16 protein-coding genes and 1 riboswitch are annotated in these 13,298 nt (G+C 76.3%); of the genes, 6 read left to right on the top strand and 10 right to left on the bottom strand.

Annotated features, from left to right (window positions below):
* Nucleotides 1–80: 80 nt before the first annotated feature.
* Together AB2U05_RS15045 and AB2U05_RS15040 are read right to left on the bottom strand one after the other, a co-directional pair.
* Entirely contained in the window at nt 81–314 is a 234-nt protein-coding gene (locus AB2U05_RS15045) for a hypothetical protein (protein WP_369183449.1), read from the bottom strand.
* A 128-nt stretch (nt 315–442) separates the two neighbouring features.
* Nucleotides 443–1,225: an NRDE family protein gene (locus AB2U05_RS15040; protein ID WP_369183448.1), complete on the bottom strand. Its 783-nt coding sequence runs from the start codon at nt 1,223–1,225 to the stop codon at nt 443–445.
* A 129-nt stretch (nt 1,226–1,354) separates the two neighbouring features.
* On the opposite strand from AB2U05_RS15040, the gene AB2U05_RS15035 reads away from it, so the two are divergent.
* On the top strand, nt 1,355–1,861 hold the full coding sequence (locus AB2U05_RS15035) for a carboxymuconolactone decarboxylase family protein (RefSeq protein WP_369183447.1): 507 nt from the start codon (nt 1,355–1,357) through the stop codon (nt 1,859–1,861).
* 11 nt (nt 1,862–1,872) lie between these two features.
* Nucleotides 1,873–2,682 (top strand): isocitrate lyase/phosphoenolpyruvate mutase family protein, encoded by an 810-nt coding sequence (locus AB2U05_RS15030; RefSeq protein WP_045701773.1) that lies wholly within the window; start codon nt 1,873–1,875, stop codon nt 2,680–2,682.
* Nucleotides 2,683–2,773: 91 nt separating this feature from the next.
* On the opposite strand, the gene AB2U05_RS15025 is transcribed toward AB2U05_RS15030, so the two are convergent.
* The 6 genes from AB2U05_RS15025 to AB2U05_RS15000 form a co-directional block, all read right to left on the bottom strand.
* Nucleotides 2,774–3,037 (bottom strand): hypothetical protein, encoded by a 264-nt coding sequence (locus AB2U05_RS15025; protein ID WP_045701775.1) that lies wholly within the window; start codon nt 3,035–3,037, stop codon nt 2,774–2,776.
* A gap of 124 nt (nt 3,038–3,161) precedes the next feature.
* A complete protein-coding gene (locus AB2U05_RS15020; RefSeq protein WP_369183446.1) occupies nt 3,162–4,643 on the bottom strand; it encodes a cytochrome P450 in 1,482 nt (493 codons plus the stop codon).
* The gene (locus tag AB2U05_RS15015) at nt 4,640–5,266 is read right to left on the bottom strand and encodes an ATP/GTP-binding protein (protein ID WP_078860647.1); all 627 of its coding nucleotides are present in this window, start codon (nt 5,264–5,266) and stop codon (nt 4,640–4,642) included. Before AB2U05_RS15015 ends, AB2U05_RS15020 begins: the two co-directional genes overlap by 4 nt.
* Nucleotides 5,244–5,591 carry a DUF742 domain-containing protein gene (locus tag AB2U05_RS15010; protein WP_045701777.1) on the bottom strand — a complete coding sequence of 116 codons (348 nt, stop codon included), beginning with the start codon at nt 5,589–5,591 and terminating at the stop codon, nt 5,244–5,246. Before AB2U05_RS15010 ends, AB2U05_RS15015 begins: the two co-directional genes overlap by 23 nt.
* Nucleotides 5,588–6,001, bottom strand: a complete 414-nt coding sequence (locus tag AB2U05_RS15005; protein ID WP_045701779.1) for a roadblock/LC7 domain-containing protein — start codon at nt 5,999–6,001, stop codon at nt 5,588–5,590. The genes AB2U05_RS15010 and AB2U05_RS15005 overlap by 4 nt, the downstream gene beginning before the upstream one ends.
* Complete coding sequence (locus AB2U05_RS15000) at nt 5,985–7,238, bottom strand: sensor histidine kinase KdpD (RefSeq protein ID WP_244178972.1); 1,254 nt, start codon at nt 7,236–7,238, stop codon at nt 5,985–5,987. Before AB2U05_RS15000 ends, AB2U05_RS15005 begins: the two co-directional genes overlap by 17 nt.
* A 462-nt stretch (nt 7,239–7,700) precedes the next feature.
* Nucleotides 7,701–7,859: riboswitch (cyclic di-AMP (ydaO/yuaA leader) on the top strand.
* A gap of 12 nt (nt 7,860–7,871) precedes the next feature.
* Here AB2U05_RS15000 and AB2U05_RS14995 point away from each other — a divergent pair.
* Entirely contained in the window at nt 7,872–8,741 is an 870-nt protein-coding gene (locus tag AB2U05_RS14995) for a M23 family metallopeptidase (protein WP_052707621.1), read from the top strand.
* 139 nt (nt 8,742–8,880) lie between these two features.
* Here the strand turns inward: AB2U05_RS14995 and AB2U05_RS14990 are convergent, their stop codons facing one another.
* A complete protein-coding gene (locus AB2U05_RS14990) occupies nt 8,881–9,753 on the bottom strand; it encodes a hypothetical protein (protein WP_045701781.1) in 873 nt (290 codons plus the stop codon).
* Between the two features lie 42 nt (nt 9,754–9,795).
* Between AB2U05_RS14990 and AB2U05_RS14985 the strand changes: the two genes are divergently transcribed.
* From AB2U05_RS14985 to AB2U05_RS14975, 3 genes are all read left to right on the top strand, one after another.
* A complete protein-coding gene (locus AB2U05_RS14985; RefSeq protein WP_369183445.1) occupies nt 9,796–10,440 on the top strand; it encodes a GNAT family N-acetyltransferase in 645 nt (214 codons plus the stop codon).
* A 113-nt stretch (nt 10,441–10,553) separates the two neighbouring features.
* A complete protein-coding gene (locus AB2U05_RS14980; protein ID WP_369183444.1) occupies nt 10,554–11,354 on the top strand; it encodes a sensor domain-containing protein in 801 nt (266 codons plus the stop codon).
* 85 nt (nt 11,355–11,439) lie between these two features.
* Complete coding sequence (locus AB2U05_RS14975) at nt 11,440–12,177, top strand: hypothetical protein (RefSeq protein ID WP_052706464.1); 738 nt, start codon at nt 11,440–11,442, stop codon at nt 12,175–12,177.
* Here the strand turns inward: AB2U05_RS14975 and AB2U05_RS14970 are convergent.
* The gene (locus AB2U05_RS14970; protein ID WP_045701783.1) at nt 12,174–13,280 is read right to left on the bottom strand and encodes a hypothetical protein; all 1,107 of its coding nucleotides are present in this window, start codon (nt 13,278–13,280) and stop codon (nt 12,174–12,176) included. The two genes, AB2U05_RS14975 and AB2U05_RS14970, sit on opposite strands and share 4 nt — an antisense overlap.
* Nucleotides 13,281–13,298 lie beyond the last annotated feature (18 nt).

Genomic DNA, 13,298 nt, shown 5'->3' with positions numbered 1-13,298 from the left:
GATCTGCGGCCGGCCGATACCGGGGCCCCCGCGAAGCTACTACCGACCTGTAGACGCCCGGCAGGCCGACGATCAGAAATTCACCGAGCGTACGGCTGCAGGACACCGAGGTCGAGGTGGTCGAGCAGCGCGGCGGCCAGCGAGGCGAGCAGGGCCGTGGTCGGCGCGGTGCGGTGCGCGGCGCCGCTGAGCAGCAGCAGGGCGGTCGCCGCGAGCGGGAGGCCCAGCAGCGGCAGGGCGACCGTCAGGACGGCGGGCAGGGCGCGGAGAACGCGGCCCGGTTCGGGTGAACGCGCTGGGTGGACGGGGTCCATCGGGGGCCTCCTCGGGATCGACGACCCCACCCTGCCGCCTGCCGTTGCGTCAGGTGCAAGTCCTTTTCCGGCGGCGAGCGTTGCCCCTGCGTCGCGTTGCCCCTGCCGCGCGCCGCCCCCGCCGGGTGTCAGCCGAGCGCGACCCGCTGCCAGCCGGGCCCGTCCGGCAGCGGCGCGGCGGCGAAGTCGTAGCGCAGCAGCTCCGGCCCGAGGGCGAGCAGGGAGACGGAGGAGGAGCCCCAGAGCCGTCCGTCGCCGAAGTCGCGCCGCTGGATGAGCGCCGCGTCCGCGTCCAGCGCCAGCCCGTCGCCGGTGACGACGGGCAGCCAGTCGCCCCAGGCCTGTTCGGCGGTTCCGTCGGCGGTCGGCCGCGGCCGGGGGAGCGCGTCGAACCGGGCCCGGAAGTGCGCGGCGCGGGCGGCCATCAGGGCGCGCACCCGCTCCGAGCCGGTGCGGCTGGCGGCCAGGCCCTCCAGCCCGTCGTTGATGATCACGCTGAGCCCGGTGGGCAGTTCGTGCTCCTCCGGCTCCCCGCGGCCGCCCCAGCTGGTGACCCGGGCGCCGTCCGGCCGGACCTGGACGAGGTGGAAGGGGTCGTACGGGGTGAGGTCGAGGTGGCCGATGCCGCCGTCCCGGACGGCGGTGAGCGGCAGGGCGCCGCGGGAGAGCCGGGAGTGGGCCGGGGCGAGCGGGCCGAAGCCGTTCAACAGGCAGGCGGCGGTGCGTCGTTCGGGGTCGACGGCGAGCCAGGTGCCGCCGGCGGCGAGGTCGAGCCCGCCGACCAGCCCGGGCCGGTCCGGCCAGTGGCGGCCGGGCGGCAGCCAGTCGCGGCCGAGGTACTCGTCCCGGACGGAGAGCAGCAGTACCGGTACCGCGGAGCCTGGTTCTATGCTGACGAACGCCGTGCACACGAGCTGGTTTCCCCCTGATCCGATCCTGTCGTCGATCCTCGCACGCACGTTCGCGGGCCGGAAGTGGCCCAAGGAAACGCGCGTCGATCACACCAGGACAGCGGGCCAGCGGTTTCCTAGGCTGGCCGCATGACGACGACCGACACCGTGACGACCGGGGCGACCGGGGCGCCCGCCGACGCCCCGGTCCCCGCGCCCGCGCAGCGCCTCTCGATGCCCCAGCTGGCCCCCGAGTACTACCAGGCGATGTTCGCCGTGGACCGCGCCTCCCGGAAGGGCCTGGACCCGGACCTCGCCGAGCTGGTCAAGGTGCACGCCTCGATGATCAACGGCTGCGCCTTCTGCATCGACATGCACGCCACCGACGCCCGGACGAACGGCGAGCAGGACCACCGCCTGCTCTCCCTGCCGGCCTGGCGCGAGACCCCCTGGTTCACCGCCCGCGAGCGCGCCGCGCTGGCCCTCACCGAGTCGGTCACCCTGCTCACCCAGGGCCACGTGCCGGACGCCGTGTACGCCGAGGCCGCAGCGCAGTTCGACGAGGCCGAGCTGGCCCAGCTGATCGCCCTGATCGCCACCATCAACGCCTGGAACCGGATCGGCGTGGCCACCCGCCTCAGCCCGGCCGCGAAGTGAGACGGACGGACATGAACGACCAGCAGGAGAAGGCCCGGCTGCTCCGGGAACTGCACCGCCCGGGCGACCCGCTGGTGCTGGCGAACGTCTGGGACGCGGTGGGCGCCCGTCTGGTGGCGGCCGCCGGGGCGAAGGCGGTGGCCACGGCCAGCGCCAGCGTCTCCTGGTCGCTGGGCAGCGCGGACGGCGGCGGCGCGGACCGCGAGGAGGTGCTGGTGCGCACCGCCCAGGTGGCCCGGGCGGTCGCCCTGCCCGTCACCGCGGACATCGAGAGCGGCTTCGCCGACACCGCCGCCGGGGTCGGCGGGACGGTCGCCGGGCTGCTCGCCACCGGCGCGGTCGGGTTCAACCTGGAGGACGCGGAGTACCCGGCCGAGCAGGCCGCCGAGCGGATCGCGGCGGCCCGGGCGGCGGCGGACGCGGCCGGCGTCCCGGCCTACCTGAACGGGCGCACCGACGTGTTCCTGCGGGGGATCGGCGAGCCGGAGGGCCGGCTGGACGAGGCGGTCCGCCGGCTGAAGCTGTACCTCGACGCGGGCGCGGACGGCGTGTTCGTGCCGGGCGTGGACGACCCGGAGACGATCGCCGCGCTGGTCGCGGCCGTCCCCGCGCCGCTGAACGTGCTGGCCGGCCCGGGCTGCCTCCCGGTGGCCGAGCTGGCGAAGCTGGGCGTGGCCCGGATCAGCCTGGGCCCGGGCCTGGCCGAGACGGCGTACGCGGCCGTGCGCCGGGCCGCCGAGGAGGTGTACGGGCACGGCACGTACACCGCCCTGGCGGACGGGCTGGGCTACCAGGAGCTGAACGACCTCTCGGCGGGCTGACCGCTCCCGGGCACGGCGAGGGGCGGCCGACCGGACGGGGGTCGGTCGGTCGCCCCTGACGACAGGCCCGGAGGCCTGAGGCCGCGCGGGGTCAGCCGATCTGCCCGCTGAGGCCCGGGTGGCTCATCTGGTTGGTGCCGACCGCCTCCACCTCGTCGGCGGTGTGGCTGACGACCGGGAGGTGGAGCTTGCCCGCGGTCTGCAGGGCGAGGTCGGCGGGGGAGAGGTTCATCCCGTCGGTGAGGCCGCCGGTGGCGTCCGGGGACGTGGCGGTCTGGGTGGTGGCGGACGCCGCCGGGGCGGCGAGGGCGAGGCCCGCCATGGTGAGGGCGGCCAGGGTGGCGAGTTTCTTCATGCCCTGCCGAACGACCCGGGCCGCCCCGAGGTAACCGGGCGGGCCGGACCGTCACCCGCAGGGTCCGTCCGCCGTCGCCCGGGAACGACCCGATCGGCTCGTTCCCGGGCGACGGCGCGGCGGGTCACCGCCCGGACCACCACCCCGCCACGGAGTCCCACCAGGACGGCCGGCCCGGCGCCCCGGAGCCGGGTGTTCCCGCCGGGCCGGCCCCGTCCGGGCGGGTCGGGCCGGACCGGTGCTCGCCGGGCCGCGGGGCCGTCTGCGGCGGTGTCCACGCGGGCCGGTCGGCGGCGGGCGGCCGGGGCGGGGTGAAGGCGCTGTACAGCACCGGCAGGGCGGTCAGGGCCCGCGACCACGGGGACGGCCGCCAGGTCAGGTCGCTCGGCGGCACGGCGAGTTGGAGGTCCGGCAGGCGGTGCAGCAGGGTCTCCAGCGCGGTCTCGGCGATGATCCGCGCCGGGTGCTGGGCCGGGCAGACGTGCGGGCCGGCGCCCCAGGCGAGGTGGGCCCGGTTGCCGCCCAGCGCGCCCTGCGCGGCGGAGGCCAGGCCCTGGGCGGCCGGGTCGGCGTTGGCGGCGGCCAGGCCGAGCACCAGCATGTCGCCGGCCCGGACGTACCGGCCGCCGAGCACGGTGTCGGCGGTGGCCCAGCGGCCGGGGAGGTTCTGCATCGGGGGGTCGCGCCACAGCACCTCCTCCAGCGCGTCGGAGACGGTGAGCCGGCCGCCGGCGAGGGTGGTGCGGAAGCGCCGGTCGGTGAGCAGCAGCCGCAGCGTGTTGCCGATCCAGTTGATGGAGGTCTCGTTCCCGGCGATCATCAGCACCACCAGGTGGTGCACGGCCTCCTCGTCGGTCAGCCCGGCCGGGTGGGCGAGCAGCCAGGAGGTGAGGTCGGCGCCGAGTGTGGCCCGGCGGCGGCGCACCAGGTCGTGCATGATCGCCTGGAACTCGGTGCCGGCGCGCACCGACCGGGGGCCGCTGTCCACGATGTGGCTGATCAGCTCGGCGAGCAGGGGCCCGGCCCCGGAGGGCAGGCCGAGCAGCTGGGTGAAGACCAGCACCGGCAGCGGGCGGGCGTACCGGGCGACCAGGTCGGCGGTGCCGTCCGGCCCCCAGCCGTCGATCAGGCTGTCGGCGGCGGCCTCGGTGGTCTCGCGCAGCTGGTGGTGGTCGATCTGCGCGAGGGTGTCGGAGACGGCGGCGCGCAGCCGCTGGTGCTCGGCGCCGTCGAGGTGGAGCAGGGTGGGCCGCCAGGCGGTCATCGGCCGCAGCCGGGAGTCGGGGGCCAGCCGGCCCTCGGCGGGCACCCGCCAGTGCCGCGAGTCGCTGGAGAACAGGGCGTCGTTGCGGGTGAGTTCGAGCAGCTCGGGGTAGCCGAGCACGAGCCACGCCTCGACGCCGGGCTCCAGCTCGATCGGCGCGACCGGGCCGTGGCGTTCGCGCATCCGGGCGTACAGGCCGTGCGGGTCCTCGGCGACGGCGGCGCCGTACAGCCCGGTCGGCGGGCCGTCCGCGGGGGCGGATCGGCCTGCGCCGTACGGGAGTTCGCCGCCGCCGGGGCCGATCGGGCAGCCGTTCCCGCCGAACGCGTCGGGCGCGCTCATCCGCCCAGCTCCAGCAGCGAGCTGCGGTGCAGGTGGTCCACGAAGTCGATCAGCAGGTCGTAGGACTGCCGGCGGTCGCGGGCGTCGCAGAACAGCAGCGGCACGTCGGGCAGCACGTCGAGCGCCGAGCGCAGCTGCTCCTCCGGGTAACTCGGCGTTCCCGGGAAGGTGTTGACGGCGACGGCGAACGGGATGCCCTGCTCCTCCAGCCGGCCGAGGACGTCGAAGCTGTCGTTCAGCCGGCGCGGGTCGACCATCACGATGGCGCCGAGCGCGCCGCGCGAGAGGTCCTCCCAGAGCGGCTGGAAGCGCTGCTGCCCGGGTGTGCCGAACAGGTACAGCGCCAGCCGGGAGTTGAGGGTGATCCGGCCGAAGTCCAGCGCCACCGTGGTGGTGGTCTTCCCGCCGAGCCCGGTGAGGTCGTCGACGCCGGTGCTCGCGGCGGTCATGTCCTCCTCGGTGCGCAGCGGGGTGATCTCGCTGAGCGAGCCGACCAGGGTGGTCTTGCCCACCCCGAACGGGCCGGTGACGAGGATCTTCACCGCGCCGCGCACCGAGGAGGGCAGGTACTGCGGCCCGGCCGGCAGGTCGGCCGGGGCTTCAGCGGAGTTGGCGGAGGCCAACGAGCACCTCTTCCAGGAGGGTCGTGGGCAGGCGCTCGGCCTGCGGGACGGGCGGGAGGACCTGGACGGCGCCGAGGTCCCAGAGGTCGCCGACCAGCACCTTGGCCACGCCGAGCGGCAGCCCCAGGTGGGCGGCCACCTCGGCGACGGACAGCAGGCTGCGGCACAGCCCGAGGATGCGCCGGTGCTCCCGGTTGAGCAGCACGTGCCGGGGCAGCTCGGGCGGCCGCGGCACCGCGTTCACCAGGCTCTCGACGGCGAGCTCGGCCCGGGTGGGCCGGCTGCGCCCGCCGGTGACGACGTAGGGCCGGACGGGCCCGATCACCGCAGGCCGCCCGCCGCGTGGTCGAACCGCGGCGGGCTGGTCAGGTGGGTGCCGATCCGCTCGACCATCATCTGCATCTGGTAGGCGACCAGCCCGGCGTCGACCGCGTCGCCGGTGACCACGGCCAGGTGCGCGCCGGCCCCGGCGGCGACGATGAACAGGTAGCCGCCGCCGTACTCGACGACGATCTGCCGGGTGGTGCTGCCCTGGCCGCCGAAGCCGTCCGCCACGCCCCGGGCCAGGGACTGCAGGCCGGAGCAGGCGGCGGCGAGCCGTTCGGCGTCCTCGCGCGCGATCCGGGCGCTGCGGCCGATCTCCAGGCCGTCGCTGGAGACGACGACGGCGTGCTGGACGTGCGGCACGGCGATGATGTCGGCGAGCAGCCAGCCGAGGTCAGGGGTGGTGGTCATGGAACTCTCCGGGCTGGGGAAGTCGGGGGGAAGCGGAACGGGAAGGGTCGGTCGGGGGCTGGTTCCGGGCGTCCGAGCGGCCGCTGGCCGTCCCGGCCTGGAACATCGCCATGAACGCCTGCGCGTCCCGGGCCGAGCGGTACGGCGGGGCGGGCGGCGGCGCGGGGGCGGCGTGCTGGGCGGGGCGGCCCGGGCGGCCGCGCCGGTGGCTCCGGCGGGGCAGCGGCGGGGGCGGGCCGTCGGCCGAGTAGGACGGCGGGGCCTCCACCAGGGGGTGGCCGGTGAGGTGGCCGGCCGGGCGCGCGGAGCCGAAGGCCGGGCCCTCCGGGCCGAGGCCGGGGACGGTGGGCGGGAGCGGCTCGGTGAGCAGCGCGTTCGGCAGCATCACGACCACCCGCACGCCGCCGTACGGCGAGGGCGCGGAGCTGAGGGTGACCCGGAAGCCGTACTGCTCGGCGAGCCGGCCGACCGCCGCCAGGCCCAGCTGCGGGGCCTCGCCGAGCCGGGAGACCTCCAGGGTGGTGCCGCCGGCCAGGGTCGCGGCGGCCTTGGCGACGGCGAGTTCCGGCATGCCGACGCCGCAGTCGTCGATCTCGATGACGGCGCCGTTGTGCACCGGCACCACCGTGACGAACACCTGGGTGCTGGGCGGGGAGTAGCGGGTGGCGTTGTCCAGCAGTTCGGCGGTGGCGTGGATCAGCGCCTCCGCGGCGGCGCCGATCACCGCGGTCTCGATCCGGCTGCGCAGCACCACCCGCTGGAACGGCAGGATGCGCGACTGGGCGCCGCGCACGACGTCCTCCAGCGGGACGGGCTCCGGCCAGTGCCGCCCGGCCCGGGCGCCGCACAGCACGGCCAGGGTCTGGGCGAGGCGCGCCTGTTGGGCGGCGGCGTGGTCGGCCTTGAGCAGGCCCTCCAGCAGCGCCGGGTCGTCGTGGGTGCGTTCCATCTCGTCGAGCAGCGCCTGCTGGTCGTGGGCCATGACGAGGATGCGGCGGGCGACGCTGAGGAAGGCCCGCTGGGCGGCGGCGGTGAGCTCCTGCTCGTGCTGGACGGCGGCCAGTTCGGCGCCGCGGCGGGCGACTTCGGCGTCCAGTTCGCCCTGGAGGAGGGCGAGTTCGCGCTGCAGCAGGTCGGCGCGCCGGCGCTGGGTGACGGACACGGCGTGGTAGTGCGCGGCGGCCACCAGGGCGAGGACGGCGAGCACGCCGGTTGCCGTTGCGCACCACTGAGTCATCGTCACGTCGCGAATTGTAGGGCGATGATCGCACGAAGGTGTGAACGGATCTCGCCATGTGACCGGATCTCGTCAATATCCGGCAACGGGGCGCCGGTTCGGCCTCGTTCGACCGCGATCCGGAGCCGGCGGTCCCGCCTGGTCCGGGCCTTGGCGGTGCCGCGCGGGGCCCGTGATTGGCCGAACCGCACCGGTCGATGTGGAGGAATTGTGTGCGGGGTGTCGGCAAGGCGGCCCCGTCCGGTGCAGGCAGGGCACCTCGGGTGCCGGGCCGTCCCGCTCCGGCGGGCCGCCGCGACGGGTCGGGCCCGCCACCTGCACCAAGAGGAGGAGAACCCCGGCGGGAAGCACCAGTTGACGGGTCCGTCCCCGTTCGTCCCGGGCGGACGGCTTGGAATCAGAGCTCCCTAGGATTAACGTCTGATAACGCAGCGCGGTCGTCAACGCCGTACCCAGACGGCACCGTGCGCGTCGCCTAATCCCGCCGGCCGGCCTCCGGGCAGGCCAGGGAGCCGGGGAACCACGTTCCTTGGGGTGAATCGGCGGGGCCCCGGCCCGGCCGTAGGAGACCTTCCTGCTCCGAACCCGTCAGCTAACCCGGTAGGCGCGAGGGAAGGAAAGGAGCGCGCCTCCGTGGCGTCGACGCACACCCCGGCCCACCCGGCCGGACCCGCAACCGGCACCCAGCTGCTCGACCACCCCGGCCAGGACGGCCCGGCCGGCTCCGCCGGTCCGGACGGTCCGGACGGCCCGGAGGCCTTCGGTACCGAGGTCGAGACCAACCGCCACCGGCTGCCCCGTCAGACCCGCGGCGCCTCCCCGCTGCTCGGCGTCACCGCCGTCGCCGCCACCCTGGGCGCCACCGGATTCGCCTCCGCCACCCCGGCCGCCGCCCCCGCCATCGAGGCCCCCGACGAGACCCCGGTCGTGCTCTCCGCCGACCCGGGCCTCGCGCTCGCCGCCCGCATCCAGCAGCAGGCCGACAGCCAGCGCACCGCCGCCGAGGAGAGCGCCCGCCTGCAGGCCGCCAAGGAGGCCGAGGCCAAGGCCGCCGCCAAGGAGGCCGAGGCCAAGCGCGCCGCCGAGGAGGCCGAGCGCGCCAAGGCCGCCGCCCTCACCCTGCCGGTCGCCGACTACCGGCTCTCCGCCCACTACGGGCAGAGCGCCCGCTACTGGGCCCACCTGCACACCGGCCTGGACTTCGCCGCCGACACCGGCACCCCGGTGATGGCGGTCGGCCAGGGCACCATCACCTCGGCCGGCTGGTCCGGCTCGTACGGCTACCGGATCGTCGAGACCCTGCCGGACGGCACCGAGATCTGGTACTGCCACCTCTCCTCGATCATCAAGGGCTCCGGCCAGGTCACCGCCGGCCAGCAGATCGGCAAGGTCGGTGCCACCGGCAACGTCACCGGCCCGCACCTGCACCTGGAGGTCCGCCCGGGCGGCGGCGCCCCGGTCGACCCGGAGCCCTGGCTCCAGCAGCGCGGCCTCAACCCCTGAGGCCCGTGAAGCCCCTGAAGCCCCTGAGGCCGTGAGGCCGTGAGGCCCGTGCGCTCGTGCGGAAGGGCCCCGGCGGTGGAAGCGCGTTCCACCGCCGGGGCCCTTCCGCGTTCTCACCCGGATGCTCCTCCGGGCGTCCTCACTCCGCCGGCAGCTGCGCCAGGTACGCCTCGATCTCCTCCGGCCCCGGCTCCGGCGCCAGCTCCGGGAACTCCTCGACCAGCAGCCGCGGCAGCCCCGGCACCGTCCACTCCCCGGACAGGTCGAGCGCCGCCTCGGCCGCCGCCTCCTCGAACGACCCGAAGTCCCCGGCCAGTTCGTCCGGCATCGGCCGCCCCAGCGCGTTCAGCTCGGCCAGGTTGCGGTAGCTGCGCCGCATCAGGCCGTGCTCCAGCAGCCGCCGCGCGCCATCGGTGGCCATGCCCACCGACAGCACCCGGGCCGGGCCCCAGCCGCGCTCGTCGAGCTCGTCCAGCCACCCGGTCGCCGCCAGCGCCTCGTACCCGGCCAGCCGCTTCTCCTCCGACAGCGCCGCGTAGCCGGCCAGCCACGCCCGCACCGCCGCCGGGTCGGCGACGTCCACGCCGTGCGCGTGCATCAGCAGCGCGTGCAGCCGCGGCCAGGTCACCAGGTCGGCGCGGCGCAGCAGCCCGGCCGCGACCTCGCCCTGCCACTCGGCCTCGGCGTGCAGCCGCTCCTGGCGTTTGGCGTTGAGCCGCTTCGCCGCCCGCTGGTGGTCGACCAGCAGCCGGACGGCGTCGCCGTACGCGAGCGGGTCCTCCTCCGGCGCGGGTTGGACGTACAGGTGGAGGCGTTCGTACAGCAGCTGCTCCACCGCGTTCGAGGTCAGCTCGGGCCAGCCGTCGTGCATCCTGCCCTCGCCGAGCTCCAGCAGCGCCAGCACCGCGCGCAGCGGCGCCTCGGCCACCGGCGCGCGGTCCTGCTCGGCCGCCCAGGCGAGCAGGTCGGCGGCCCTGGTGCGCGGGGCGAGCCGCAGGTCTTCGTCGTTCATGCTCCGAACGGTAGCCGCCGGGCGCCGGTAGGGTCGGCAGCCATGGTCCCCGTACGACTCACCGGCCCCCGGCTGGCCATCCGCGAGCACCACCACACCCCGGAGGAAGTGGCGGCGCTGCACGCCGTGTTCGGCGACCCGGAGGTCACCCGCCACCTGCCGTTCGGGCCGCGCGACCCGGACACCTGCGCCGACCAGCTGGAACTCTGCCTGGACGAGGCGATGGCCGAGCCACGCCGGGTCTACCGGCTCGCCGTCACCCTGCGCGCCGACGCGACGGGCGAAGCCGACGCAGGAGCTGGCACCGACGTCGACGCCGCCGACCCGGCCCGCGCGACCCTGATCGGCCAGGGCTCGCTCACGCTCGGCCCGCGCCGCAGCGCCCACCTCGGCTACGCGCTGCGCCGCGACGCGTGGGGCCGCGGCTACGCGGGCGAGCTGGCCGGGCTGCTCTGCGGCCTCGCCTTCGGCCCGCTCGGCGTGCACCGGCTGGTCGCCCTGACCGACGTGGACAACCGGGCCTCCGCCCGGGTGCTCACCCGGCTCGGCTTCCAGCTGGAGGGCCGGGTGCGGCACGACGTGTACCGGGACGGCGTCTGGTCGGACTCGCAGCAGTACGCGCTGCTCGCCGACGAGTGGCCCCCGCCGGGCGCCGCGGCCCCGGCCGAGGGCACGGCCGGGGGTTAACCCCACCCCCGATCCGCCAGGCCTCCCGATGGTCCCCCGGCCCCCCGCCCGGCCAGACTGTGGAACGTCAAACGAATGCGAACGACCGCGAGAACGAGGGGCCGGGGGCCGGGATGAGCAGCAGCACGCAGGACCGCGCGTGGAACGTCCTGGACGGGGACGGGGACGGGGGCCACGACGCGTACGACCGCGACGCGTACGACCGCGACGCGTACGCCCACGACGCGTACGACCACGGCCGGAGCCCCGCCCGGGCTCGCCGCACCGAGGAGCCGCCGCCCTTCTGGCGGGCGCCGTTCTCCGCGCACTACTACCGCGAGGTCGGCTACGCCCTCACCGGCCTGCCGGTGGCGATCGCGGGCTTCGTCCTCGGCGTCACGCTGTTCAGCGTCGGCCTCGGCACCCTCGTCACCTGCCTCGGCCTGCCCGTCCTGGCCGCGCTGACCAGCACCGCCCGCGGCTTCGGCCGGCTGGAGCGGGCCCGGGTGCGCAGCCTGCTCGCCGTGGACGTGCCGGGCCCGGCGCCGGTGCGGCAGACCCGACCGGGCCTGTGGGGCGGGGTCACCGCGCGGCTCGCGGACGTGGCGGGCTGGAAGGCCGTGCTGCACCAGGTGCTGATGTTCCCGTGGGCCGTCTTCCGCTTCTCCGTGACGCTGACCTTCCTACTGCTCGGCTGGGCGATGGCGCTGTACCCGGTCTACCACTGGGTCTTCCCGACCTTCGTCCACTGGCCCGGGTACCGGATCGTCGACTTCCACGACGGCGCCGACCACTACGCCTACTACGTCCAGTCGCCGGCGCAGATCGCCGGGTTCTCCGCGATCGGGCTGGTGATCGTGTTCCTCACCGCGCAGCTGGTGCGCGGCCTGACCAACGTCGACCGGGCCGCCGCCCGGGGCCTGCTCGGCCGCTGAGCCACGGCTCCCCGCTCCGCTCCGCCCCGCCCCGCCCCCCGCACCCCGGGATGCGGGCCGGGGCGGCCCGTGTTCCGATGGCCGGGTGACCGACCCCGACCCCGCCGGTGGCCCGCCGGGCCCGGACGTCCTGGTCACCTCCCGGCCGCTGGACGAGTACTGCGGCCTGTTCGACCTCACCCGGGCCCGCCTCGCCGCCCTGCCCGGCCCGCTGCTGGACTGCCCCGGCGGCGCCGCCGGCCTGGCCGCCGAGGCGCGCGAGCTGGGCTGCCGGGTGATCGCCGTCGACCCGGCCTACGCGCTGCCGCCGCCCGTGGTCGCGGCGCACGCGCTGGCCGCCCGGGCGTCGATGGCCGCGGCGATGGCCGCCCGCCCGCAGCTCTACCCGCGGCCCGGCCGCCGCCCCGAGCGTTACCTGCGCAGCTGGGACCGCGCCCGCCGACTGTTCGCCGCCGACTCGGCCCTCCACCCGGAGCAGTACGTGGCCGCCGCCCTGCCCCGGCTGCCGTTCGCGGACGGCGCCTTCGCCCTCACCCTGAGCGGCTACCTGCTCTTCGCCTACCCCGAACTCTTCGGCCCCGAGCTCCAGTTGGCCGCACTGACCGAGCTGGTCCGGGTCACCTCCCCGGCCGGCGAGGTGCGCGTCCAGCCACTGCACGACGGGTACGGCCGGCGCTGCGGCCACCTCGACGCGCTGCGCCACGCGCTCGGCGAGCGCCGGATCGCCAGCGAGATCCGCCGCTTCCCCCGCCCCGAGGACGGCCGCACCCGCCGCCTCCTGGTGCTGCGCGCGGCCGACCACCGCCGCCGTTCCAGGCCCTAGACGTTCGCCGGGGCGTCGGGCGGCCCCGGCTGGGCCGGGACGGACGGTGCCGCGGTCTGCAGCCGGGAGAGGATCTTCTCCGCCAGCCAGCTGCGGTCCGACCCGTACGGGATGCCCGCCGGGTCCACCAGCCGCCCGGCCACCGCGTCCCGCAGCCGCCGGGCCTCGTCGGCGGGCAGCCGGGAGAGCAGCCCGCGGGCGGCCAGCAGCGCGTGGTACTGCTCGAAGTCCGAGCGCGGGTGCTCGATCGCGTCCAGCAGGCTGGTGAGGTCGGCCAGCGCCGGATCGCCCTGCATCAGGGCCAGCGCCTGGATCCGCCGGCCCTCGGAGCCGTCCGCGAACAGGTCCCGCACCTGCTCGGCGGTCAGCGCCGACCGCTTCGCCGTCGCCCGCACCTCGGCCACCACGCCGTCCGGCCCGGCCGGCGACCCGGCCGAGGGCGGCAGCTGGCCGGCCAGCGCGGCGGGCTGCTCCGCGCTGCCGCCCAGCACGCCGAGCTGCTGCATGGCCCGGACCCGCAGGTCGTCGGCGCCCACCTTGTCGCCGTGCCGGTCGCGGTCCTGGCCGGCGAGGAAGAGGTCGAGCGCCTGGTCGTCGGCGCTGGTCAGCACCCGCGGCAGGGCCAGCCTGGTCACCAGCCAGCCGGCCAGGAAGCCGAGCACCAGGAAGTACAGCACCAGGGCGGCCCCGAACGGCACCGCCGCGTCGTCCCCGCCGAGCACGGGCGCCAGCGCCGTGCCGAGCTGGTGCAGCCGCTCGCCCAGCGAGCCGAGCTGGGTCAGCCCGACGCCGAGCAGCACCTTGGTCAGCCAGTCCGACACCTGCTCCAGATTGGTGTTCGGCGCGTACGAGCCCTGCGGCTCGCCGGAACCGCCGGAGCCGCCGCGCACCCGGGGCACCCCGAACAGGAAGCCCAGCGCGCCGCCGAGCACCGCCGAGGCCCCGGCCACCACCAGCCCGCCGCCGAGCGCCTGCCAGGCCCGCTCCCGGCCGAGTGCGAACAGCACCAGCCCGAGCAGTCCCGTTCCGGCCAGCACCCCGGCCGCCGCCCACTTCGCCGTCCGCAGGGCCGCCGCCCCGCCCTGCCGCCGCGCCTTCGCCACCGCACACCCCCTGTGTCC

This window comes from Streptomyces sp. Y1 (genome assembly GCF_041053115.1).
Taxonomy (GTDB): Bacteria; Actinomycetota; Actinomycetes; order Streptomycetales; family Streptomycetaceae; genus Kitasatospora; species Kitasatospora rubellomurina.
This window is presented reverse-complemented; position numbering and strand designations above follow the sequence as displayed.